Here is a 23,249-nt window from a genome sequence, read left to right as displayed (position 1 = left end):
GTCCCTGCTGAGGCCGCGCCGTCTGGCCGCCCCGCCGCTGCGCTTCTTCATGCCGCTGTCCCTGCTGGCGTGCCTGCTCGCGCTGCTCGTCCTGCGCGGCCTGGCCAACAACGAGGCGTTCCACGACTCCCGGATCGCGATCTCGGTCGACAAGGACACCGTGCCGCAGAACCTGCTCAAGGGCGGGCCGGTCATCGACGCGCGCGGCAGCAAGAACGAGCACCCCGTCAGCTACCGCATACCCGACCGCACCGTGGTCCTGAGCTTCGACGACGGTCCCTCGCCCGAGTGGACCCCGAAGATCCTGGCCCTGCTGGAGTCCCGCCACATCAAGGCGGACTTCTTCGTGACCGGCGCCATGACCACGCGCTACCCGGACCTGATCCGGGACATCGTCGCGGACGGCCACGAACTCGGCGTGCACACCTTCACCCACCCCGACCTGGTGTACCAGTCCCACGCCCGGATCAGCTGGGAGCTGGCGCAGACGCAGCTGGCACTGGCCGGCGTCGCGGGCGTCCACAGCGCGCTGTTCCGCCCCCCGTACTCCTCCGACGCCACGGCGCTGGACGACTGGAACTACCCGGTGATCAAGTACGTCGGCGCGCGCGGCTACCTCACCGCGTTCATCGACAAGGACACCGACGACTGGAAGCGGCCCGGCGTCGAGGAGATCGTCAAGGCGGCGATGCCGTCCAAGCCCGGCGCGGGCGAGATGATCCTGCTGCACGACGCGGGTGGTGACCGTACCCAGACCATCGCCGCGCTCACGCAGATCATCGACAAGCTGCAGGCGCAGGGCTACCGCTTCACCACCATCTCCGAAGCGCTCGGCGCCTCCAGCGCCACCGTGCCGGTGCACGGTTTCCAGCTGTGGGCGGGCAAGGGGTTCATCTGGGCCACCCAGTTCTCCGTGCACACCCTGCCGGTCCTGGTCGCACTGCTGGCCCTCGTCGGCTTCCTCAACTTCGGCCGGTTCGCGCTGATGATCGTCCTCGCGCCGATCCACGCCCGTCGCAACAAACGGCCGGACCGCTGGGGGGAACCCGTCACCGAGCCGGTCACCGTGCTCGTGCCGGCCTACAACGAGATCGAGTGCATCGCCAACACCCTGAACTCCCTGGCCGTCAGTGACTACCCCATCGAAGTGATCGTCATCGACGACGGCTCGACGGACGGCACCGCGGACGCCGTCGAGGAGATGGACCTGCCGTTCGTCCGGCTGATCCGCAAGGTCAACGGAGGCAAGCCCAGCGCGCTCAACGCCGGCGTCGCGGCCGCCTCGCACGACATCATCGTCATGATGGACGGCGACACCGTCTTCGAGCCGTCCACCGTGCGCGAGCTCGTCCAGCCCTTCGCCGACCCGACGATCGGCGCGGTCGCGGGCAACGCCAAGGTCGGCAACCGGGACAGCCTGATCGGCGCCTGGCAGCACATCGAGTACGTCCTCGGCCACAACCTGGACCGCCGGATGTACGACGTGCTGGGCGTCATCCCCACCATCCCCGGCGCGGTGGGAGCCTTCCGCAAGGAAGCCCTGCAGCAGGTCGGCGGGATGAGCGAGGACACCCTCGCCGAGGACACCGACATCACCATCGCGGTGCTCTGCGAAGGATGGCGGGTCGTCTACGCCGAGGAGGCCCGCGCCTGGACCGAGGCTCCCGCCAGCCTCCAGCAGCTCTGGTCCCAGCGGTACCGCTGGAGCTACGGCAGCATGCAGGCCCTGTGGAAGCACCGCGGCGCGGTGACCTCCCGCGGTCCGGCCGGGCGCTTCGGCCGGCTCGGGCTGCCGCTCATCGTGCTGTTCGGTGTGGTCGCCCCGCTGCTGGCGCCGCTGGTCGACATGTTCCTGGTGTACGGCGTGCTGTTCGGCGACGCCCCGATCACCCTGTCCAGCTGGGGCGGGTTCATCCTGCTCCAGGCCGCGCTGTCCTGGTACGCCTTCCGGCTCGACCGGGAGAAGCCCTGGCACCTGATCAGCCTGCCGATCCAGCAGCTGGTCTACCGGCAGCTGATGTACATCGTCCTGCTGCAGTCCGCGATCACGGCGATGACCGGTGGCCGACTGCGCTGGCAGAAGCTGCGGCGCACCGGCGAGGTCGCCACCGCACCCGTGGAGGCCTGATCATGCCTGCATCCGTCGACTACGTGCGCCACGCGGAAACCATGCAGTTGAGGGTTCCGCCCATCCTGATACCGGAGCCGGAGCCGGAGGCGCCGGTCCGGCGCAAGGGCGGCCGGGACCGCTATCTCGACCTGCTGCGCGCGCTGGCGCTGGGCCGTGTGGTGCTCTACCACAACTTCGGCTGGTTCTGGCTGCCCCTCGTCTTCCCGTCGATGGGCGTGATGTTCGCGCTGGCCGGCTCGCTGATGACCCGCTCGCTCAGCCGCCCCGCCCTCGGCGTGATCCGCGGCCGACTGCGCCGCCTCCTGCCGCCGATGTGGCTGTTCGGCGCCATCATGATCACCCTCCAGATCCTCGACGGCTGGGGCCCCGACTCCGAGGGCCACCCCAACTGGTGGTGGGGCAAGCTGGTGTTCTGGCTGCTGCCGCTGAGCACCCCGCCGTTCGGGGAGGAGCTGGGCGGGTTCTCCGGTTTCGAGCACCACGTGGAAGCGACCTGGGCCGCGCAGGTCATCGTGCCGCTCTGGTACCTCCGGGCCTACCTCTGGTACGTCCTGCTCTCGCCGCTGATGCTCCGGGCCCTGCGCAAGTTCCCCGTGGTGACGCTGTTCACGCCGCTGGCGGTGGTGATCGTCATGAACACCTTCTTCGCCGAGCAGGAGTTCATCTACGGCCGGGTCTGGGAGACCGCCAACGACTTCACCATGTTCGGCTCCTGCTGGATCCTCGGCATGGCGCACCAGGAGGGGCTCCTCAAGAAGATCCCCCAGTACGTGGTGCCGTCCATCGCGCCGCTGGTCATGGTGGCCGGCCTCTGGTACCTGAACACCCGGCCGGCCGATCCGTCCCAGCCGACCGACATCGAGGCCTGGCCGATCGCCCAGGCCCTGTGGTCCCTCGGGTTCGTCGCCATGCTGCTCCACGTCAGCCCGTCCTGGGAGCAGTGGCCGAGGCCCCTGGAACGCTGGAACGGCCTCGTCAGCCTGCTCAACTCGCGTGCCGTCAGCGTCTACCTGTGGCACCAGGTCGCGCTGGTGTGCGCCATCCCGCTGATCGACCCCCTCTGGAGCATCCCCTTCTTCTACACGAACCTCCAGTGGCTGCTGTCCAGCCAGTGGTTCACGCTCATGGTGGCCATCCCGCTGATCGGGCTGCTCGTGCTGACCTTCGGCTGGGTCGAGGACGTGGCCGCCAAGCGCTCGCCACGGCTCTTCCCGTACCCGCGCCGCCAGCGGGGCAAGCGGCGGGCCGCGGAGTGACGCGGAGCCGCACGGAGGACCAGGGGCCGTTCCGGAGCGATCCGGAACGGCCCCTGCGCCGTCACGCGCCGGTGCGGCCGTTCACCCTACGTGTCCGGCCGGGCGGAATCCGTGCGGTGGGCAGCGGGGGTGCCTGCGGTGGAACCGAGGACGCGCCGCGCGGCGCGTGATCACCACCGCCATGGGCCTGGTCGACGCCCGGTTCGGCGCGCTCGGCGTGCTGAGCGAGGACGGCGAACAGCTCGAGGAGTCCCCGGGGGTCCGGCTACCCTTCGAGCTTCGCCTCGGCCTCCGCCTCGGCCACGGCGATGACGAATCCGAGGGCCTCCGCGATGTGGGTGGCCGCGGACATGACGCGGGCGGTGCCCACGATGGGGGCGATCGCGACCAGGACGTCCTGCACCTGGGCGGGCGTCAGGTTGGTCTTGATGGCCGGATCGATGTGTGCGACGTAGGACAGCGCGGGTGCGTCCATCGCGGCGAGCGCGGCGAGGCGGGTGAGTATCAGCGTGTCCGCGGGCAGCCCGCACCGTTCGATCGAGTCCATGGTCATGGCGGCCAGGGTGTCGAGGACGGGGTGGTCGGATGCTGTCGTCATGGTGAGCCTCCTGGGTGTCGGGGCGCCGACGCGTCGGAGGCGGGGAAGGAGCCCCTGCGCCGAACACCTGTATCGACGGTAGGGACATTCCCATGGGGCTGCATCTCCACTGTGCGGGCGGCGCGCGCACCGGCCGTCCGGTGCGCGCGCGGAACGCCCGGCGGAGTGCTCAGACGATGCCTTCGGCGATCTCCGCCTGCTCACGGGCGTTGCCGTACGCCGACGGCGTCCCGTACGAGCGCCGGGCGACGTACCACCACGCGCTGGCCAGGACCAGGACCACGGCCAGGGCGATCACCGCGTAGTTCATCGTGTCGATGGTGACCGGCGACTTCTGCGGCAGGCAGAACAGGACGGTGACGACGGCCACCCAGACGACGGCGGTCCAGCCGATCGGCTTGCTCCAGCGGCCCAGGCTCCACGGGCCGGGCTGGAAGCGGTTGCCGGCGCGCAGGCGCAGGTAGATCGGGATGGCGTAGGCCGGGGTGATGCCGATGACGTTGATGGCGGTCACGGCCCCGTAGGCGGTGGCGGAGTAGAGGGAGGGCAGCGCCAGCACGCCCGCGACGGCGACCGCGAGCCATACGGCCGGGACCGGCGTCTGGGTGCGGCTGCTGACCTTGCGCCACAGGGCGGAGCCGGGCAGCGCGTTGTCGCGGCTGAAGGCGAAGACCATCCGGCTCGCGGCGGCGACCTCGGCGTTGCCGCAGAAGAGCTGCGCGACGATCACGACGAGGAGCAGGGCCTTGGCGCCCCCGGAGCCCAGGGCGTCGAGGAAGATCTGGGCCGGCGGGACACCGGTGGCGGTGCCGGCGACGGCCGCGTAGTCCTGGATGGCGAAGGTCAGGCCCGCGAGCAGCGCGAACCCGGCCAGCCACGAGGCCCAGATGGAGCGGACGATGCCCTTGGCGGCGGCCACGGAGGCGTTCGAGGTCTCCTCCGAGAGGTGCGCGGAGGCGTCGTAGCCGGAGAACGTGTACTGCGCGAGCAGCAGGCCGACCGCGGCGACGTAGAACGGGTTGGCCCAGCCGGTGTCGTTGACGAACTCGGTGAAGACGAACGAGACCGACTGGTGGTGGTCGGGGACGAAGGCCAGGGCGCCGACGATGAGCGCGACACCGCCCAGGTGCCACCAGACGCTGATCGAGTTGAGGACGCTGACCAGGCGGACGCCGAAGAGGTTGAGCACGGCGTGCAGCAGCAGGATGGCCAGGAAGATCAGGAAGGTCGATCCGGGGGTGGGTACGAAGCCCCACTGGAGGTTGAGGAAGGCGCCGGTGAACAGGGCCGCGCCGTAGTCGATGCCCGCGATGGCGCCGAGTAGGCCGAGCAGGTTCAGCCAGCCCGTGTACCAGCCCCAGCGGCGTCCGCCGAGCCGGTCGGCCATGTAGTAGAGCGCCCCCGAGGTGGGGTAGGCGCTGGTCACCTCGGCGAGGGCGAGACCCACGCAGAGCACGAAGAGGCCGACGCCGGCCCAGCCCCACAGCATCACGGCCGGACCGCCGGTGCCCAGGCCGAAGCCGTACAGGGTCATGCAGCCGGACAGGACGGAGATGACGGAGAAGCTGATGGCGAAGTTGCCGAAGCCGCCCATCCGGCGGGCGAGGACGGGCTGGTAGCCGAGCTCTCTGAGCCGTTCCTCCTCGTCCTGCCGTGGTGGGGCCACGCTGTCCTGGCGGACGGTCGGCGCGGTTCGGGACATGGCGGGGTACCTCCGGGGGTTCGTGAAATGCGGGGACGCGAGCGGGGGTGGGGGTGTCGGGGCCGCAGCGGGCGGACTGCGGGAAGGAGGGTCAGCCGCGGTCGGCCAGGCTGCGGGACCTGGCCTGCAGGAAGACCTCCGCGGCCAGTTCCTGGTCGGCCGGGTCGCGGGTGCGGTGGGCCCACGGCAGGGTGGTCCAGTACCGGCCGATCGCACCGAAGACCTCGGCCGCCTCGCCGAACCGGTGGGCTCCCCACAGGGCGTGGGCGAGGTGGTTCAGATCGAGCGGGGAGGCGCGGCGCACGTCGGCGTGCCGGAACCAGGTGTCCAGGGCGTGCCCGGCGTCCCGGAGCGCGCCGTCGCTGACCCAGTGGAGGTCCAGCGCCTTCTCCTGGCCGCGTTCACGGCGGTAGCGCTCGACGCTCAGGTAGAGCGGCAGGGCGTGGACGGCGGACCCGGTCGCTGCGGAACCCGCCGCCCATTGCACGAAGTTGGCGGCCTCGGTGAGCGGACCGGGGGTGCCCGCGCACACGAACTGGAGCATCCGGTGGTACGCCTCGCGGTTGTGCGGGTCGCGCTTGTCGGCCTGGGCGAGGATGCCCCAGGGGCCGGGGGGCAGCATCATGGCGGGCGGTGCGAGCCGGTGCTCGTCCATGGAACGCTGTTCGTCGAGGAGGGCGAGCGCGAGCAGGCAGACCCACGGCACGGGGTCGGCCGGGCTGAGCTCGGCGGCGTCCCGGCACGCCAGCCACGCCTCCTGCCATAACTGGTGCGTGCGGGGGTGCCGTGCGCGGTGGGCCCGGACGGTGCGTTCGACGACGACACGGGTGTGCATGACGGACGCGGCGACGCTACGCGGTTCCTCGGCGCGCCACGCCTGGACCACGTCCGATCCGGCGGCGACGGCGGCGAGCACCTGGGTGCGCTGGGTCCACAGCCCCCAGCCGTCCGTGCGGTCCAGCAACTGGGCCATCGACACCCAGCGGCCGGTGCGCAGGTCCTGCACGGCGACACGCAGCTCGTTGTCGTGACCCGCGGGATGGTAGACGGGCCTGAAGTCGCTGCCCGCCATCACCTCGTCCCGGTCGACGGGTGGCGGGGGCGGGCGCGTCGTGCGTCGGTGGTGGTCATGGGTCCTCGCATCGCAATGGCCGTCGCGCCGGGTAATCGGCGATCACTATAGAGCGACTGTGAGCATCTGCATCACGGTTCTTTTCGGAATGCAACTATCAAGCCACGTCCGGAATGTGAGATCGCGTCAGATGTCCCGCGGGCGAACCCTTGCCGATCTTGACGGGCGGCGCCCCCCTGGTGAAGTCTTCCGACCGACGGTCAAGCCGGCGGACAACACGGACGGAGTCGCGATGACGGGCCCGGTGCTCGCTGTGGACCAGGGGACGTCGGGAACGAAGGCCCTCGTCATATGTCCCGTACGCGGGGTGATCGGCTCCGCCTCCGCTCCCGTGCGGCCCGCCCACCTGCCCGGCGGCCGCGTCGAGGTCGACCCCCGTGAGCTGCTCGACTCGGTCGTCGAGGCGGGGCGCGCCGCCCTCGCGGCGGCCGGCGAGCCGGTGGCGGCGGTGGGCCTGGCCAACCAGGGCGAGACCGTGCTCGCCTGGGACCCGGCGAGCGGTGAACCGCTGACCGACGCGATCGTCTGGCAGGACCGCCGGGCCGAGCAGCTGTGCACCGAACTGGCCCCGCACGCCGCACTGCTGCAGGAGCGGACGGGCCTCCCCCTCGACCCGTACTTCGCCGCGCCGAAGATGGCCTGGATACGCCGTGGCCTGACCCGGGAGGGCGTCGTGACGACCAGCGACGTGTGGCTGGTGCACCGGCTCACCGGTGCCTTCGTCACCGACGCGGCGACCGCGGGCCGCACCCAGCTGCTCGACCTCGACACCGTCGACTGGTCGCCCGCCGCGCTCGACGCCTTCGGCCTCGCCGGCGAGCGGCTTCCCGAAGTGGTCGACGCCGACGCGCACATCGGGACCACGACCGCGTTCGGGCCCCCGCTGCCGCTGACCGGCCTGCTCGTCGACCAGCAGGCCGCCCTGCTCGCCCAGCGCGTCACCGAGCCCGGCACCGCCAAGTGCACCTACGGCACCGGGGCGTTCCTCCTCGCGCAGACGGGCCCGCGCCCCCGCCGCAGCACCACCGGACTGGTCGGCTGCGTCGCCTGGCGGCTCGGCGGGGCGACCAGCTACTGCCTGGACGGGCAGGTCTACACGGCCGCCTCCGCCGTGCGCTGGCTCACCGACCTCGGCGTGATCTCCGGCGCCCAGGACATCGACACCGTGGGCGGGACCGCCCCGGACGCCGGCGGCGTCACCTTCGTCCCCGCGCTCGCCGGGCTCGCCGCCCCCTGGTGGCGGGGCGACCTGCGCGGCTCGGTCAGCGGCCTCGGCCTCGACACGACCGCCGGGCACCTCGTCCACGCACTGTGCGACGGCATAGCCGCGCAGGTCGCGGAGCTCGCGGACGCGGTCGCCGCCGACCTGGGCGCACCGCTGGCCGCCCTGCGCGTCGACGGCGGCCTGACCCGCTCCGCCCTGCTCATGCAGGCACAGGCCGACCTGCTGCAGATCCCCGTCGAGGTGTCGGCGCTGCCGGACGCCACCGCCCTCGGCGTCGGCGCGGTCGCCCGGCTCGGGCTCGACCCCTCCCTCACCGTGCACGAAGCCGTCCCGCAGTGGAAGCCCTCCGCCGTGTACGAGCCGCGCGCCGGCTCCGGGCAGGCGGCGGAGCGACGCGCCCGCTTCCGGACGGCCGTCTCCGCCCTGCTCGACGGCCCGGCATGACCGTCACCACCCGCGGCCCGCTGCCCGGCGGCCCCGCCTACGACGTCACGGTCGTCGGCGCCGGCGTGGTCGGCTCGGCCATCGCCCGCGAACTGGCCCGGCTGCCCCTGCGGATCGCCCTGGTCGACGCCTCCGACGACGTGGGCAACGGCACCTCCAAGGCCAACACCGCCATCCTCCACACCGGCTTCGACGCGGTGCCCGGCTCCCTGGAGTCCCGGCTCGTCCGGGAGGGGCAGCGGCTGCTCGCCGCCTACGCGGCGGAGAGCGGCATCCCGGTGGAACCCCTCGGGGCCCTGCTCGTCGCCTGGGACGAGCAGCAGCTCGCGGCGCTGCCCGCACTGGCCGCCAAGGCCGGGGCCAACGGCTACCGGTCGGCCCGGATCCTCCCGGCCGACGAGGTACGCGCCCGCGAGCCGGAGCTCGGCCCCGGCGTACTGGGCGCCCTGTACGTGCCGGACGAGTCCGTCATCTGCCCCTGGACGACCACCCTCGCCTACGCGACGCAGGCCGTGCGGGCCGGGGTCGACCTGCACCTCAACTGCCCGGTGAGGTCGGTCGAATCCGGCGACCCGCACACCCTGGCCACCGGCCGGGGCCCCCTGCGCACCCGGCACCTGGTCAACGCGGCGGGCCTGTACGCCGACGAGATCGACCGCCTCCTCGGCCATGCGGACTTCGCCGTGACGCCCCGCCGCGGCCAGCTGATCGTCTTCGACGAGCTCGCGCGCGGCCTCGTACGCCACATCCTGCTGCCGGTGCCGGACGAGCGCGGCAAGGGAGTGCTCGTATCGCCGACCGTGTACGGGAACGTGATGCTCGGGCCGACCGCCGAGGACCTGGAGGACAAGACGGCCACCGGGTCGACCGCCGAAGGCCTCGCGCTGCTGCGCGAGAAGGGCCGGCGGATCCTGCCGGCGCTCCTGGAGGAGGAGGTCACGGCCGTCTACGCGGGGCTGCGGGCGGCCACCGGGCAGGAGGACTACGCGATCCGGGCGCATCCCGCGCAGCGCTACGTGACCGTGGGTGGGATCCGCTCCACCGGGCTGACCGCCTCGATGGCGATCGCCGCCCACGTGGTCGGCCTGCTCGCCGAGGGCGGCCTGCCGGTGGGCGGCGCACGGGAGCTGCAGCCGGTGCGGATGCCGAACCTCGGCGAGGCCTTCCCCCGGCCCTACCAGGACGCGGCGATGATCGCGGCGGACCCGGAGTACGGCCGCATCGTCTGCCACTGCGAGCGCGTGACCCGCGGGGAGATCCGCGACGCGCTCGCCGCCACTGTCCCGCCCGGCTCGCTCGACGGCCTGCGGCGGCGCACGCGCGCCCGCGGCGGCCGCTGCCAGGGCTTCCACTGCGGGGCCGCCGTCCGCGCGCTGTTCGAGGAGGCCCGCGGGTGAACCGTACGGAGCGGACCGTCGACGTACTGGTGGTCGGCGCGGGCCCCGCCGGGCTCGCCCTAGCCGCCCGGCTCGCACAGGCGGGCGCCGGGCGGGTCGAGGTCCTGGAACGCGAGGAGGAGGCGGGCGGGATGCCGCGCCACCTCCACCACGGCGGCTTCGGCCGGCCGCCGCGCCCCTGGACCCGGGGCCCCGAGTACGCGCGGAGGGCCGCGCAGGCCGCACTCGCCGCCGGGGCCGCCGTCCGCACCGGTGTCAGCGCCACCGGCTGGGCCGGCCCCCTCGCGCTGGAGACCACGGGCCCGGCGGGCCCGGAACGCATCACGGCCCGGGCCGTCGTCCTCGCCACCGGCGCCCGGGAGCGCCCCCGCAGCGCCCGGCTGGTGCCGGGCTCCCGTCCGCAGGGGGTGCTGACCACCGGCGAGCTCCTGCAGTCGGTGCACCGCTTCGGCCTGCCCGTCGGGCGGCGGGCCGTGGTGGTCGGCGCCGAGCCCGTCGCCCGCCACGCGGTGGGCACGCTGCGGCGGGCGGGCACGGACGTGGTGGCCATGGTCACGGAGCACCCGCGCGCCGCCGCCGTGCCGGGGGTACCGCTGCTCACGGCGACCACGGTGGGCGAACTGCGCGGCCGGGGCCGGCTGACCGGCGTCCTCGTCCGCCACCGGGACGGCCGGTCCGGGCTCCTCGCCTGCGACACCGTGGTCTTCACCGGAGACTGGATCCCCGACCACGAACTGGCACGCCGCGGCGGAGTCCCCCTCGACCCCGGTACCAGGGGCCCCGGCGTCGACGCGTCCTTCCGCACGGCGCAGCCGGGCGTCTTCGCCGTCGGCAACGCCCTCCACGGCATCGAGAGCGCGGCCACCGCGGCGGCGGAGGGCGCCGCCGCGGCCGCCCCCGTCCTGGCCCACCTGGCCGGTGCCCCCTGGCCGGAGCCCGGGCCGCCCCTGGAGGTCCGGGCCCCGCTCGTGTGGGTGACGCCGAACCGGGTCACCGGGACCGCCGGGCGCCCGCTGCTGCTGCGCTCCGGGGAGGCGCTGACCGCCCCGGTGGTGACGGTGCGCCAGGACGGCCGGCTGCTGTGGCGGCGCCGGGCCGTGGGCCGCCTGTCCCCGTCCCGCTCCCTGAGGGTGCCGTCGACCTGGACGACCCGCGTCGACCCGGCGGGCGGCCCGGTGGTGCTGGCCATCGGCTGAGGCCCGGGGAACCGGGGTCACCTCTGACCGGCGTACGGCCCGGAGTCAGCAGATCCTCGGCAGCTGTTCCCCGATCGGCAGGTCGACCACGCGCGTGCCGCCGAGCCCCGTCCGCGCCACCACCATGCCGGGGTGGGCCTCCACCGCCTCGCCGATCACGGCCGCGTTCCGGCCCAGCGGGTGGGCGCGCATCGCGTCGAGGACGGCGTCGGCGTGCTCCCGGGGCACGAACGCCACCAGCTTGCCCTCGTTCGCCACGTAGAACGGGTCCAGGCCGAGGATCGCGCACGCGTTCCGCACGGCCTCCGGGACCGGGACCCGGCCCTCCTGGACCACGACTCCGGCGCCCGAGGCGGCCGCGATCTCGCACAGGGAGGCCGCGAGCCCCCCGCGGGTGGGGTCGCGCAGCACGTGCAGGTCGGGCGTGACCGCGAGCATCGCCTGGACGAGGCCGCCCAGCGGCGCGCAGTCACTTTCGATCTCCACGCCGAAGCCGAGCCCCTCGCGGACGCTCATGATCGCCACGCCGTGCAGGCCGATCTCACCGCTGACGATGACCACGTCGCCCGGCACCACCCGCTGCGGGCGCAGGTCCACCCCGTCCGGGATCAGGCCGATGCCCGCGGTGTTGACGTAGATGCCGTCGCCGTGGCCCGCCTCCACGACCTTGGTGTCGCCGGTCGCCACCTCGACGCCCGCGGCCCGGGCGGCAGCTCCCAGCGCCCCGGCCACGCGCGCCACCGTGGACATCTCGACGCCCTCCTCGAGGATGAACCCGCAGGACAGGTAGGCGGCCCGGGCCCCGCTCATCGCCAGGTCGTTGACCGTGCCGTTGACCGCCAGGTCGCCGATGCTGCCGCCGGGGAAGAACAGCGGGCGCACCACGTACGAATCGGTGGAGAAGGCCAGCCGGGCCCCGCCGAGGGTCAGGGCGGCCGAGTCCCCGAGCCGGCCGAGCACCTCCCCGCCGTACGCGGGCGCGAAGACGTGCTCGACGAGTTCGGCGGAGAGCGCGCCGCCGCCCCCGTGGCCCATCACCACGCGGGGCCGGTCGCGCAGGGGTGCCGGACAGGTCCAGCCGGTGACGTCGAGTGCGGTCTCAGACAACGGGGTTCGCCTCCAGCGGGGCCTTCGCGGCGTTCGGGATGTCCAGGCGCCGGTAGAGGTAGTACGCGGCGCACGCGCCCTCGCTGGAGACCATCGTGGCGCCGAGCGGGGTGCGCGGGGTGCAGGTGGTGCCGAAGGCCTCGCACTCGTGGGGTTTCAGCAGGCCCTGGAGCACCTCGCCGGCGCGGCACTCGGCCGGCTCCTGCGTGGCGATGTACCCCACCGAGAAGCGGTGCTCGGCGTCGAAGTCCCGGTAGCGGGACGACAGCCGCCAGCCGCTGGCGGGGATGACGCCGATGCCGCGCCAGGCCCGGTCGGTCACCTCGAAGACGTCCTCCAGCATCGCCAGCGCGGCCGGGTTGCCCTCCGGGCGGACGGCGCGCGCGTACGCGTTGTCGACGGTGTGCTCCCCGCGCTCGAGCTGCAGCACGGCCCGGCGGACGCCCTCCAGGATGTCCAGCGGCTCGAAACCGGTCACCACGATCGGGACGCGGTGGCGCGCGGCCAGATCGGGGTACTCGGCGGTTCCCATCACACTGCACACGTGCCCGGCGGCCAGGAAGCCCTGCACCCGGCAGCTCGGCGAGGTCATGATCGCCTCGATCGCCGGGGGCACCCGTACGTGGGACACCAGCAGGCTGAAGTTGCGGATGCCGAGCTTCTTCGCCTGGTACACGGTCATCGCGTTGGGCGGCGCCGTGGTCTCGAAGCCGATGCCGAAGAACACCACTTCGCGGTCCGGGTTCTGCCGGGCGATCCGCAGGGCGTCGAGCGGGGAGTAGACCACCCGCACGTCGCCGCCCTCGCTGCGCACCTGGAAGAGGTCGCGGCCGGTCCCCGGCACGCGGAGCATGTCCCCGAAGGAGCAGAAGATCACCTCGGGCCGGGAGGCGATCTCCAGGGCCTTGTCGATGACCTCCAGCGGCGTCACGCACACCGGGCAGCCCGGCCCGTGGATCAACTCCACCTGATCGGGCAGCAGTTGGTCGATCCCGTGCCGGATGATGGTGTGCGTCTGGCCGCCGCAGACCTCCATCAGCGCCCAGGGGCGGGTCACGGTGGCGTGGATCTCGTCGAGCAGCCGCTTGGCGAGGGCGGGGTCCTGGAACTCGTCGATGTACTTCACTGCTGCGCCGCCTCCTGCGGGACGTCGTCCGGGTCGTCGGTGAAGGGCCAGGGAGCGCCGCCGGCCTCCGCGGCGGCCCGCTCCCACGGGTCGCCGAACTCCTCCTGGAGCATGCCGAGCTGGGCGAAGAGCTCGAGGGTCTGCTTGGCCGACTCCTCGTCCAGGCGCTGCAGGGCGAAGCCCACGTGGACGATGGCGTACTCGCCGACCTGGAGGTCCGGCAGGTATTCCAGGCACACCTCCTTGCGCACGCCCCCGAAGTCGACCGTGGCCATCCGGGTGCCGTCCTGCTCCCCGATGTCAATCACTCTGCCGGGCACCGCCAGGCACATGGGTTCCTCCTCGCTGTGGGTGTCCGTCGGCGCAGCCGGCGGTCGCGGTCGCAGCCGCCACCATGAGCTGGCCGAGCGCCAGCCCCCCGTCGTTCGGGGGGACCCGGTGGTGGCGCAGTACGGTGAAGCCGTGCTCCCGCAGCAGCCGGGAACAGGCCGACGAAAGGGTCGAGTTGGCGAAGACCCCGCCGGTCAGGGCGACGGTGTCCAGCCCGTGCCGCCCGCGCGCCGCGAGGCACAACTCACCGACGAGGGCGGCGACCGCGGCATGGAACCGGGCCGCGATCACCGTCGGCGGGGTGCCCGCGCGCAGATCGGCCACGACGGCGGCCAGGACGGGCCCCGGATCGGCGGTCAGCGGGGGAGAGGCGGCAGGATCGGCCGTGCCCGCTTCCGGGACGCGGAGCGCGAACCGGTAGACGGGCCCGGAGCCGCCGGCCGCCACCGCGGCCGCCTCCAGTTCGATGGCGGCCTGGGCCTCGTACCCGGCGTGGTGGCAGACCCCGGCCAGCGAGGAGACGGCGTCGTAGAGCCGGCCCATGCCCGAGGTGGGCACGCAGTTCAGGTTGCGCTCCAACTGGCGCCGCAGTACGACCAGTTCGTCGGGCGGACAGGCCCGCACGGGAGGCAGGTCCGGGGACCAGTCGATGCCCGCGGCCCACAGGTGCGCCAGCGCCATCCGGTACGGGCGCCGCACGGTGGCGTCGCCGCCCGGCAGGGGGACGTACGCGAGGTGCGCGAAGCGCGCGTATCCACCGTAGTCGGCGAGCAGGACCTCACCGCCCCACACCGCGCCGTCGTCGCCGTAGCCCGTGCCGTCGAAGGCGATGCCGATCACCCGCCGGCCGCCGTCGAGGCCGTGCTCGGCCATCGCCGAGGCGATGTGCGCGTGGTGGTGCTGAACGCGGACCAGGGGCCGGGCGCCCGCGTTCCGCACGGCCCACTGCGCGGAGCGGTAGCCGGGGTGCCGGTCGGCGGCGAGCAGCCCCGGCGTCACCCCGGTGATCGACTCCAGCTGCTGCTCGGCGCGTTCGAAGGCCTGCTGGGTGGCCAGGTCGTCCATGTCCCCGATGTGCGCGGACAGCCACGCCCTGCGGCCCTCGCCGAGGCAGAAGGCGTTCTTGAGGTCCCCTCCGGTGGCGAGCGCCGCGGGGACGGACGACGGCAGCGCGAGCGGCAGCGGGGCGTGCCCGCGCGAGCGTCGTACGGTCAGCTGCTCGCCGTCGCAGACCCGTACGACGGAGTCGTCGCACGGCACGTGGATGGGGCGGTCGTGCGTGAGCCAGGCGTCGGCGAGGTGCCCGAGGCGGTCCAGGGCCTCGGCGTCGTCCGTGACGATGGGCTCTCCCGACAGGTTGCCGCTGGTCATCACCAGCAGGCGGGGGCCGGGCGGGTCGCCGGGGAGCCCGAGCAGCAGGTGGTGCACGGGCGTGTACGGGAGCATCACCCCGAGGTCGGGGGAGCGGGGGGCCACGGCGTCGGCGACGACGACCGCCGCCGGGCCGTCCGGTGCCGGCCGGCGGCGCAGCAGGACGATGGGCCGGACGGGACCGGTGAGCAGGGCCCGCTCGGCCGGGCCGAGCTCGACGAGGGGCTCGATGTCGGTGAGGGCGCGGACCATCAGGGCGAAGGGTTTGTCCCCGCGGGCCTTGCGGCGCCGCAGTCCGGCCACCGCGCCGGGCAGGGTCGCGTCGCAGGCGAGGTGGTAGCCGCCGAGCCCCTTCACCGCGAGGACCGCACCCTCGGCCAGCAGCCGGCGGGCCCCGGCCACCGGGTCGGCCCCCGGCACCTCGCGCGGCGGCGACCCGGCGAGCAGCCGCAGCCGCGGCCCGCAGGCGGGGCAGGCCACGGGCTGCGCGTGGAACCGCCGGTCGGCGGGATCGGCGTACTCCCGGGCACAGTCGGGGCACATCGGGAACCGGGCCATGGTGGTGTGGGCCCGGTCGTACGGCAGCCCGGTGACGATGGTGAACCGGGGGCCGCAGTGGGTGCAGGTGATGAAGGGGTGCCGGTGGCGCCGGTCGGCGGGATCCGCCAGCTCGGCCAGGCAGTCGGCGCAGGTGGCGGTGTCGGGGGAGACGAGGGTGCGCGCGGGTCCGCCGGAGCGGGAGGCGACGATGGAGAAGCCGGCGCCGCCCGCGACGGGGATCTCGCAGTGGTCGACGGCGTCGACGACGGCCAGCGGCGGGGCGTCCGCGGCGAGCCGCTCGCAGAAGGCGGACACGGCGCCGGGAGCTCCCTCGACCTCCGCGACCACGCCTTCGGGGGTGTTGGTGACGTGCCCGGCGAGGCCCAGTCCGGTCGCGCGGGTGTACACGTACGGCCGGAAGCCGACGCCCTGCACCACCCCGCGCACGAGGACCCGGCGCCGCTGCACGGCCTCCATCAGCGGGTCGGCGCCGCGGCCGGACGGGGGTGGACGTGCCCGGGACCGCCGTCGTGGCCGTCGTGGTCGTGGTCATGACCGTGGCCGTGGTGGTGGTGCGCGTGGTGCTGCTGTGCCATGACCGGTGCGTGCACCGGGTGTCCGTCGGCGACCGCGAGCGCCCGGTCCAGGAGCACGCCCCCGCCCTCGCCCGCCTTGGCCGAGGTCAGCACCACCTCCACGCCGGGGTTGACCTGCTGCACGTTCGCGCGGAAGGCCGCCTCGTCGAACTCCACCGCCCGCGCGATGTCCGTCTTCGTCACGACCACCAGGTGGGCCGTCCCGAACGCCGTCGGGTACTTCAGCGGCTTGTCCTCGCCCTCCGTCACCGACGCCAGTACGACGCGCAGGGACTCGCCCAGGTCGTAGGAGGCCGGGCAGACGAGGTTGCCGACGTTCTCCACGAACAGCAGCCGCGTGTCCTGCGGCAGCCACCCGTCGAGGTGCCGCCCCAGCATTCCGGCTTCCAGGTGGCACAGCCCGTCGGTGAGCACCTGCTTGACGGGTACGCCCGAACGCCCGAGCCGCAGCGCGTCGTTCTCCGTCGCCAGGTCGGCCGTCAGCGCGGCGACCGGCACCCCGCGCTCCCGGGCGAAGCCGAGTTCCCGCTCCAGCAGCGCGGTCTTCCCGCTGCCCGGGCTGGACAGCAGGTTGACCACCGTCGTGCCGCGGGCGCCGAGTTCACCGCGCAGGGTCTGCGCGGTGGAGTCGTTCTTGGCGAGGACCGCCGCTTTCAGGTCGACCACACGGCACATGCTTCAGTGCTCCTCGGAGATCGGTTCGCAGGTGGACGGGACGGGGAGTCCCGGAGGGCCGGCGGGGCCGTCCTCCCAGCGGACGCTGAGGATCTGCAGCTCGCGCCCGGAACGGAGTTCGACGTGCGTGGCCAGGCCGCAGCCGGGGCACAGCAGCCGCGGCGGCATGCCGACGGCCCAGTCGTCCCCGCAGGATCCGCAGTGCGCCCGGGCCGCCACGGGTTCCGTCACCAGCTCGGCCCCTTCGAGGAGCGTGCCGGCGCAGGCCAGTTCGAAGCAGAAGGCGAGCGCGTCGGGCACCACTCCGGCCAGTTCACCGACCTGGAGCCGGACCGACGTGACCGCGCTCGCGCCGCCGGCCGTCGCGGCCTCCTCGACCTGGCCGACCACGGCCATGGCGATCGACATCTCGTGCATGGGACTCCGTCCTGCCGGGCCTCATTAGACCGGCAGGCGGCGCACCGGCCGCACGGGCACGCCGACGCGCCGTGCGGCCCGTACGCCGTTCGGGTGCCGGGCGGTCGCCGGGCGGTCGCCCGGCGGGTGCCGGGCGACCGCCCCGGCGGGTGCCCGCGCGGGGCGGGGTCACATCCGGCTGATGTCGAAGTACCGCTTGAGGTCGGGCAGGACCGAGACGAGCACCGCGGCGAGGGCGGCGGCCACGCCGAAGACGATGACCTTCTTCATGGGGTTCTCCTCAGTTGGCGACGGCATTGCGGTCGTCCTCCAGCAGGTCCAGCACCATCCGTACGGCCTCCGGCACGGCGGCGGCCACCGGGCCGCTCAGCCCGATCCCCTCCTCCAGGCAGGAGGGTTCGCAGCCGACGACGAGGATGCGCCGCGGCCGGGTGCCGCCCGTGCCCGCGCACAGGGTGTCGAGCAGGGCCAGCACCGCGTCGGGCGACATCTGGTGCCCGTCGAGCACGGGGGCCTGCGGAGCGATCGAGCCGGGTCCGGCGGCCTCGATCAGGTAGAGCGTCCCGGGCGGGCCGCCGCGGGAGGTGGCATCGACCAGTACCAGCGTGTCGTAGCCGTCCAGCAGCTGGTAGGCCAGGTGCACACCGCGTACGCCGATGTCCACCACCTCCACGTGGTCCGGCAGCCGGCTCCCGGGCACGGACAGCTGCCGTACGGTCTCGACGCCGAAGCCGTCGTCGCCGAGGAAGACGTTGCCGATGCCCGCCACCAGGGTCCGGGCGCTCACGCGTCCTCCAGGGGGGCGACCTCGTCGGGCTGGAAGTACAGGAACCGGCCCTGCTCCCGGCGGATGTCGGCGCCCGGGTCGCCCTCGACGGTGACCGCGAGGTGCACGCCCCCGTCGACGTCGTGCAGGACGGCCTCGACCAGGGCGGTCCGGCCCTGGAGGAACAGGTCCTGGGCGTCGGTGCGCCGCAGCCCCGGGCGCAGCAGCACCCGGCTGCCCGGGCCCACGGACGTCCCGTCGACCTGGATCCGGTCGGGTGCCGGGGCCGCGTCGGAATGCTCCGGATCCCACCAGGGGGTGTCCGGCCTGAACACGGCGTCCTCCTCGAAGAACGCGGGGACGCCGGGGTCCCCGGACGGCTGCGGTCCGGTGATCTCCCGCAGTGCCCGGACCGCGCCGTGCAGGCGCTCCAGCACCTCGGGGGGCATGTTGTCGGCCAGGTCGATCACGGCGGCGGCCCGGGCGTCCGTGCCGCGCGCCTCGCGCTTCTCCTGGTCGGTCAGGGCGGCCGTCCGCAGGGCGAGGATCTCGTCGATCTCGGTGGCGTCGTACATGGCCCCGGCGCTCTCGGGGGCGATCGCAGGATGGTCCTCGAGGATGATCGGGGAGGAGAGGACCACGTCGGCGCGGCCATTTCCTCGGGAGTCGCGGCCCCCGGCGAGCACGGGCCAGGTGTGCCGGTTCCCGCAGCCCGCGACGGCGTCCGCGGCCCATTCGGGCGGGTCGGTCATCGACAGGAAGGAACCGGCGCTCAGCCCCAGCAGCAGGTGCGAGGCGACCAGCGACCGGGGCAGCGCGGAGTCGCGGTCGGCGCCGTCCGCCCCGGGCGTCCAGGAGGTGGTGTTCTCCACCGCGGCGGTGAGCTTCAACGCCCGGTACGGGACGTCGAGTTCCGTGGCGCGGAGCCGTACCACGCCCTCGACCGGCTCGGTCCGCCGGACCAGGCGGCCACGTTCCCGGCCGTCGGCGTCGAGGACGGCCTCGGTCTGCGTCCGGGCGGGCCGGGCGAAGGCGAGGGTGATCTCCCCGGCCGTCAACTCGGCCACGGGAACGGTCATTTCGACGCGTTCCTCGGTGCCCTCGTCCCAGGGGACGAGGACCCGGTCGGACAGGTGCAGCTCGGGCACGGCCGCGAACGAGCCGTCCCCGAGGGCCTCTTCGACCGTGCGCCGCTGCGCGTGCAGGAAGCGCAGCTCGACGGAGAGGGCGGCCGCTCCGCGGGGCTCCATGATCAGCTCGGTGCGCTGGAACGAGTGCTCGTCGTGCGCCGGGCCCCACGCGGGCGGGACCAGCACGCCGAACTGCCAGCGCAGCCGGTTCTTGGCCGCGGAGGCCCGGTACGGGTAGAGCACGTACCCCTCGAACAGGACCGCGTCGGCGACCTGCCGGGCGACGGCGAAGCGGGACCCGGGCGGGGACGTGGACGTGGACGTGGTGGTCATGGCGCGGCCCTCCCGATGACGCGGTGCAGTACGCCGCCCCGGACCGGGTCCGGCACGGCAGCGGGCGGATCCGGGGCCGCCGCCGCGAGCGGCTCCGTGCCATCGGCTCGCTCCAGCAGCGCCCGTACGGTCGCCTCCCAGGAGGCCAGCGCGTGGCGGGAGCGGAAGGCGAGCAGGTCCGCCATGGTGTCGCGGGGCAGCCGCAGCCAGCCGCAGCCGGGGAAGTGCTGCTCGACCATCTCCCGCCACACGGCGACGGGCATCCGGTACGCGGCTTCCCGGTCCCAGGGCACGGGCTCGACGCGGAAGCCGCCGGAGCCGGTGAACGCCGTACCGGAGAACAGCATCAGCAGCGGGGCCTCGCCGTCCTCCAGGGCGTCGAAGTAGCGGGTGGCCGCGATGTCCATGTCGTACGTGCAGGGCACGGCCACCTCGGTCTCGGTCTCGCCGGTGAAGCTCGGGACCATGACCGGGACGTGCGCGAACTGGACGGGCAGGAGCGAGCTGCCCCAGCGGGAGCGCTCGCCGAACAGGTCGTGGAGCGCGGCGGCCTCGCCCGGGCCGTAGCTGCGCCGGGCCGGTTCGATGCGCACCTGGCAGCGCAGCGCGAGGGCGTGGACGCGGACGGCCTCGCCGGGTTCGGCCCCGGTGGCGGTGATGCGCAGCCGGAACACCAGCGTGGGGCCGGCCGCGTACGGGTCGGCGCGCACCCCGGTGACCGCGAAGGCGAAGCCGGTCATGCCCGTGCCTCCCCTGCCGCGGCCGGGGCCTTGGCCCGGAGTTCCACCTGGGCGAAGAAGGCGTCCAGTGCGGCGCGGGCCTCGGCCCCGCCGTCGAAGCCCTGCCACAGCAACCTCATCCGCCCCACCAGCTCGTAGCAGATGTCGATCGGCACCAGGTAGCACCGGGTCCGGCCCTCCGAGCGGCGCAGCAGCAGGGCCTCCACGTCGGGTTCGAGGAGTCCGGCGAGCCGGCCGGGGCCCAGGACGCGCTGCCAGGTCTCCGGATCGAGTTCGCTCTCGGTCGCCCCGGCCGGGCTCGGGTAGAGCGCGACGAGCCGGTCGAGCGCGGCGTTGCGGAAGAAGAACGCGACGCCGACCGGGATCTGCAGGAGTTCCCACGCGCCGTCGTCCAACGGGTGCCCGGGATCGGTGAGGTAGCGGTCGGGGACGGCCCGGTACCGCCCGGTGGCCGTGCCCGGGCGGTCGAACAGCAGGGCGCAGGCCGTGCAGGCGCAGACCAGGGCCCGCTCCTCGGTCTGCACCAGGTGGCGGTGGGCGTCCTCGGCCACCACCACCCCGCACAGTTCGCAGGTCTCCGGGCGCGGGGCCCGGGGGGCGGTGAAACGCCGCAGGCCGCGCGCGGGTGCGGCCTGCGGGTGGCGCGGGCTCACGGAACGCGCGCCGGGCTCTGCGGGCGGGTGCCGATCTGCAGCAGCGCGGGCCGTGCCTCCGCGGGCGCCTGCTCCACCGAGGTCACCTCGGGCGCGAAGGCGGCCAGGGCGTCCTCGATCCGCTGCCGCGACGCGTCGGCGGTGCTGCCGCAGCCGCAGCCCCCGCCGGCTGCGGTGGAGCGCAGCCGGAGGAGGCCCGTGGCCTCGTCGAAGCCGGCGACCTCCACCGGTTCCCGTACGGCGTCCAGCGCGCGGGCGATCCGGGTGTGCACGTCCTCGGGGTGCAGGTCGTGCAGGGTGAGGAGGCCGGCGACGAGCTCGTCGTCCAGCAGCCCGGCGAGGGCGGCGGAGCCGCCCGGTTCCCCGCCGAGGCGCTCCACGATCCGGGCGAGCCCGGACCCGTAGAACTCCATGAGCACGCGCACCAGTTCCTCGGCCGCCGCCGCGGCCTCGCGGTCGCCCGAGGCGGCCAGCCGGTCGAGGACCTCCTCGACCCGCAGCCCCGCCTCCCGGGCCCCTGCCGTCGCCGCGCTCATCCGCCCAGTCCGCTCAGGCCGGTGGGGACGTGCATCGACTTCACCGTCTTGCCGCCGCCCACGTACATGTGGACGCCGCAGGGCAGACAGGGGTCGAAACTGCGCACGGCACGCATGATGTCGATGCCCTTGAAGTTCTCCGGGGAGTTCTCCTCGAAGATCGGTGTGTTCTGGACGGCGTCCTCGTACGGCCCCGGAGTGCCGAAGGTGTCGCGGGTGCTGGCGTTCCACGGGGTCGGCGGGTACGGGTGGTAGTTGGCGATCTTGCCGTCCCGGATCACCATGTGGTGCGACAGGACGCCGCGCACGGCCTCGGTGAAGCCGACACCGATGGACTCGCTCGGCACCTCGAACTTCTCCCAGGTCTGCGTGCGGCCGGCCCGGACCTCGGCCAGCCCCTTCTCGGCGCAGTGCAGGGCGACGGCGGCCGCGTACGCCTGGAAGTACGTGCGGGCGCGGTTGCGCTCCAGCGCGTTGCTCCACTGCGGGATCTTCCACTCGAAGGTGGTCTCCGGCTTGGTCATCGTGCGCGGCAGGTTGATGACCACGCTGTGCCCGGTGGCCTTGACGTAGCCGATGTCCACGAGCCCGGACAGGGCGGTGGACCACAGGCGGGCGATGGGGCCGCCGCCGGTGTCGAGCGCGAGGTGGTCCTTGCCGTCGAACCAGCGCGGCGACATCACCCAGCTGTACTTGTCGTCGAAGTTCCGCTTCTGCGGGGCCGGGATGGTGTGCTGGTTCCACGGGTGGCGGGCGTCCACCGGGTTGCCGAGCGGGTCGTGGGTGACGAACTTCTCCTGGCCCGCCCAGTCGTCGTAGTACGAACTGCCCAGCAGGATGCGGATGCCGAGGTTGATGTCGGTGAGGTCGTTGGTCACCAGCTTGCCGTCCACGACGACACCCGGGGTGACGAACATCTTCCGTCCCCAGTTGCTCATGTTGGCGTAGGTGAAGTCGCAGTACTCGGGGTCGTTCAGCGCGCCCCAGCAGCCGAGCAGCACGCGCCGCCGGCCGACCTCCTCGTACCCGGGCAGCGCCTCGTAGAAGAAGTCGAAGAGGTCGTCGTGGAGCGGGACGACCCGCTTCATGAACTCCACGTACCGCATGAGGCGGCTCGTGTAGTCCGTGAAGAGCTGGACGGAGGCGATGGTGCCGACGCCGCCCGCGTAGAGGGTGGAGGGGTGCACGTGGCGGCCCTCCATCAGGCAGAACATCTCCCGCGTGTAGCGGCTGACCTGGAGGGCCTCGCGGTAGAACTCGCCCTCGATCGGGTTGAGGGAGCGCATGATGTCGGCGATGGTGCGGTAGCCGTGGTCGCCGGCGTGCGGGGCCTCGGTGCGCTCGGCCAGTTCGAGGACGCCGGGGTTGGTCTCGCGGACCATCTTCTCGCAGTAGTCGACCCCGACCAGGTTCTCCTGGAAGATGTTGTGGTCGAACATGTACTCCGCCGCCTCGCCGAGGTTGATGATCCACTCGGCGAGGTGGGGAGGCTTCACCCCGTAGGCCATGTTCTGCGCGTAGACGGAGCACGTCGCGTGGTTGTCCCCGCAGATGCCGCAGATGCGGCTGGTGATGAAGTGCGCGTCACGGGGGTCCTTGCCGCGCATGAAGACGCTGTAGCCGCGGAAGACGGACGAGGTGCTGTAGCACTCCGCCACCCGCTTCTGCTTGAAGTCGATCTTCGTGTGGATGCCGAGACTGCCCACGATCCGGGTGATCGGATCCCAGGCCATCTCCACCAGGCCGCTGCCGTCGCCGCCGGCGTTCGTCTTCGGTGCCATCGTGTCTGCCGTGACCCTTCTTGCTGCTGTGCTGCGCGGAGTTCGTGGGCGGGGTGATGAGGACGTC

21 protein-coding genes are annotated in these 23,249 nt (G+C 73.4%); 5 read left to right on the top strand and 16 right to left on the bottom strand.

Annotated features, from left to right (window positions below):
- The first annotated feature begins 37 nt into the window (after nucleotides 1-37).
- Complete coding sequence (locus ACIGFK_RS01595) at nucleotides 38-2,128, top strand: bifunctional polysaccharide deacetylase/glycosyltransferase family 2 protein (protein ID WP_376661030.1); 2,091 nt, start codon at nucleotides 38-40, stop codon at nucleotides 2,126-2,128.
- Nucleotides 2,129-2,130: 2 nt separating this feature from the next.
- Nucleotides 2,131-3,387, top strand: coding sequence for an acyltransferase (locus ACIGFK_RS01590; RefSeq protein WP_376661019.1), 1,257 nt, complete (start codon nucleotides 2,131-2,133; stop codon nucleotides 3,385-3,387).
- A gap of 265 nt (nucleotides 3,388-3,652) precedes the next feature.
- On the opposite strand, the gene ACIGFK_RS01585 is transcribed toward ACIGFK_RS01590, so the two are convergent.
- The 3 genes from ACIGFK_RS01585 to ACIGFK_RS01575 form a co-directional block, all read right to left on the bottom strand.
- Nucleotides 3,653-3,985 carry a carboxymuconolactone decarboxylase family protein gene (locus ACIGFK_RS01585; protein WP_386463341.1) on the bottom strand — a complete coding sequence of 111 codons (333 nt, stop codon included), beginning with the start codon at nucleotides 3,983-3,985 and terminating at the stop codon, nucleotides 3,653-3,655.
- Between the two features lie 169 nt (nucleotides 3,986-4,154).
- The gene (locus ACIGFK_RS01580) at nucleotides 4,155-5,687 is read right to left on the bottom strand and encodes an amino acid permease (protein WP_376662027.1); all 1,533 of its coding nucleotides are present in this window, start codon (nucleotides 5,685-5,687) and stop codon (nucleotides 4,155-4,157) included.
- 91 nt (nucleotides 5,688-5,778) lie between these two features.
- Complete coding sequence (locus tag ACIGFK_RS01575; RefSeq protein ID WP_376662026.1) at nucleotides 5,779-6,759, bottom strand: hypothetical protein; 981 nt, start codon at nucleotides 6,757-6,759, stop codon at nucleotides 5,779-5,781.
- A gap of 292 nt (nucleotides 6,760-7,051) precedes the next feature.
- Between ACIGFK_RS01575 and ACIGFK_RS01570 the strand changes: the two genes are divergently transcribed.
- The 3 genes from ACIGFK_RS01570 to ACIGFK_RS01560 are packed head-to-tail and all read left to right on the top strand — an operon-like array spanning nucleotide 7,052 to nucleotide 11,081.
- Nucleotides 7,052-8,488 carry an FGGY family carbohydrate kinase gene (locus ACIGFK_RS01570; RefSeq protein WP_376662025.1) on the top strand — a complete coding sequence of 479 codons (1,437 nt, stop codon included), beginning with the start codon at nucleotides 7,052-7,054 and terminating at the stop codon, nucleotides 8,486-8,488.
- On the top strand, nucleotides 8,485-9,885 hold the full coding sequence (locus tag ACIGFK_RS01565) for an FAD-dependent oxidoreductase (RefSeq protein ID WP_376662024.1): 1,401 nt from the start codon (nucleotides 8,485-8,487) through the stop codon (nucleotides 9,883-9,885). The genes ACIGFK_RS01570 and ACIGFK_RS01565 overlap by 4 nt, the downstream gene beginning before the upstream one ends.
- Entirely contained in the window at nucleotides 9,882-11,081 is a 1,200-nt protein-coding gene (locus ACIGFK_RS01560; RefSeq protein WP_400050128.1) for an NAD(P)/FAD-dependent oxidoreductase, read from the top strand. The genes ACIGFK_RS01565 and ACIGFK_RS01560 overlap by 4 nt, the downstream gene beginning before the upstream one ends.
- A gap of 45 nt (nucleotides 11,082-11,126) precedes the next feature.
- On the opposite strand, the gene hypE is transcribed toward ACIGFK_RS01560, so the two are convergent.
- From hypE to ACIGFK_RS01495, 13 genes are all read right to left on the bottom strand, one after another.
- The gene (hypE, locus tag ACIGFK_RS01555; RefSeq protein ID WP_400050127.1) at nucleotides 11,127-12,188 is read right to left on the bottom strand and encodes a hydrogenase expression/formation protein HypE; all 1,062 of its coding nucleotides are present in this window, start codon (nucleotides 12,186-12,188) and stop codon (nucleotides 11,127-11,129) included.
- Nucleotides 12,181-13,314, bottom strand: coding sequence for a hydrogenase formation protein HypD (hypD, locus tag ACIGFK_RS01550; protein WP_400050126.1), 1,134 nt, complete (start codon nucleotides 13,312-13,314; stop codon nucleotides 12,181-12,183). Before hypD ends, hypE begins: the two co-directional genes overlap by 8 nt.
- Nucleotides 13,311-13,646 carry a HypC/HybG/HupF family hydrogenase formation chaperone gene (locus tag ACIGFK_RS01545; protein WP_376656142.1) on the bottom strand — a complete coding sequence of 112 codons (336 nt, stop codon included), beginning with the start codon at nucleotides 13,644-13,646 and terminating at the stop codon, nucleotides 13,311-13,313. The genes hypD and ACIGFK_RS01545 overlap by 4 nt, the downstream gene beginning before the upstream one ends.
- Nucleotides 13,615-16,032, bottom strand: a complete 2,418-nt coding sequence (gene hypF / locus ACIGFK_RS01540; RefSeq protein ID WP_376656141.1) for a carbamoyltransferase HypF — start codon at nucleotides 16,030-16,032, stop codon at nucleotides 13,615-13,617. Before hypF ends, ACIGFK_RS01545 begins: the two co-directional genes overlap by 32 nt.
- Nucleotides 16,032-16,826, bottom strand: a complete 795-nt coding sequence (gene hypB, locus ACIGFK_RS01535; RefSeq protein ID WP_376656140.1) for a hydrogenase nickel incorporation protein HypB — start codon at nucleotides 16,824-16,826, stop codon at nucleotides 16,032-16,034. The genes hypF and hypB overlap by 1 nt, the downstream gene beginning before the upstream one ends.
- A 3-nt stretch (nucleotides 16,827-16,829) precedes the next feature.
- Nucleotides 16,830-17,243 carry a hydrogenase maturation nickel metallochaperone HypA gene (locus tag ACIGFK_RS01530; RefSeq protein WP_376656139.1) on the bottom strand — a complete coding sequence of 138 codons (414 nt, stop codon included), beginning with the start codon at nucleotides 17,241-17,243 and terminating at the stop codon, nucleotides 16,830-16,832.
- A gap of 168 nt (nucleotides 17,244-17,411) precedes the next feature.
- On the bottom strand, nucleotides 17,412-17,513 hold the full coding sequence (locus ACIGFK_RS01525; protein WP_376656138.1) for a DUF6893 family small protein: 102 nt from the start codon (nucleotides 17,511-17,513) through the stop codon (nucleotides 17,412-17,414).
- A 10-nt stretch (nucleotides 17,514-17,523) separates the two neighbouring features.
- Nucleotides 17,524-18,030: a hydrogenase maturation protease gene (locus ACIGFK_RS01520; RefSeq protein ID WP_376656137.1), complete on the bottom strand. Its 507-nt coding sequence runs from the start codon at nucleotides 18,028-18,030 to the stop codon at nucleotides 17,524-17,526.
- Nucleotides 18,027-19,472, bottom strand: coding sequence for a hypothetical protein (locus ACIGFK_RS01515; RefSeq protein ID WP_376656136.1), 1,446 nt, complete (start codon nucleotides 19,470-19,472; stop codon nucleotides 18,027-18,029). Before ACIGFK_RS01515 ends, ACIGFK_RS01520 begins: the two co-directional genes overlap by 4 nt.
- A complete protein-coding gene (locus ACIGFK_RS01510) occupies nucleotides 19,469-20,212 on the bottom strand; it encodes a DUF6084 family protein (protein WP_386463368.1) in 744 nt (247 codons plus the stop codon). Before ACIGFK_RS01510 ends, ACIGFK_RS01515 begins: the two co-directional genes overlap by 4 nt.
- Complete coding sequence (locus tag ACIGFK_RS01505) at nucleotides 20,209-20,865, bottom strand: DUF5947 family protein (RefSeq protein WP_376656134.1); 657 nt, start codon at nucleotides 20,863-20,865, stop codon at nucleotides 20,209-20,211. The genes ACIGFK_RS01510 and ACIGFK_RS01505 overlap by 4 nt, the downstream gene beginning before the upstream one ends.
- Complete coding sequence (locus ACIGFK_RS01500) at nucleotides 20,862-21,401, bottom strand: hypothetical protein (protein ID WP_376656133.1); 540 nt, start codon at nucleotides 21,399-21,401, stop codon at nucleotides 20,862-20,864. Before ACIGFK_RS01500 ends, ACIGFK_RS01505 begins: the two co-directional genes overlap by 4 nt.
- Nucleotides 21,398-23,182, bottom strand: a complete 1,785-nt coding sequence (locus ACIGFK_RS01495) for a nickel-dependent hydrogenase large subunit (protein ID WP_376656132.1) — start codon at nucleotides 23,180-23,182, stop codon at nucleotides 21,398-21,400. The genes ACIGFK_RS01500 and ACIGFK_RS01495 overlap by 4 nt, the downstream gene beginning before the upstream one ends.
- Nucleotides 23,183-23,249: the final 67 nt, after the last annotated feature.

This window comes from Streptomyces sp. NPDC085524, assembly GCF_044541755.1.
GTDB lineage: Bacteria > Actinomycetota > Actinomycetes > Streptomycetales > Streptomycetaceae > Streptomyces.
The sequence above is the reverse complement of the archived record's forward strand: the minus strand, read 5'-3'. Positions and strand labels throughout refer to the sequence as shown.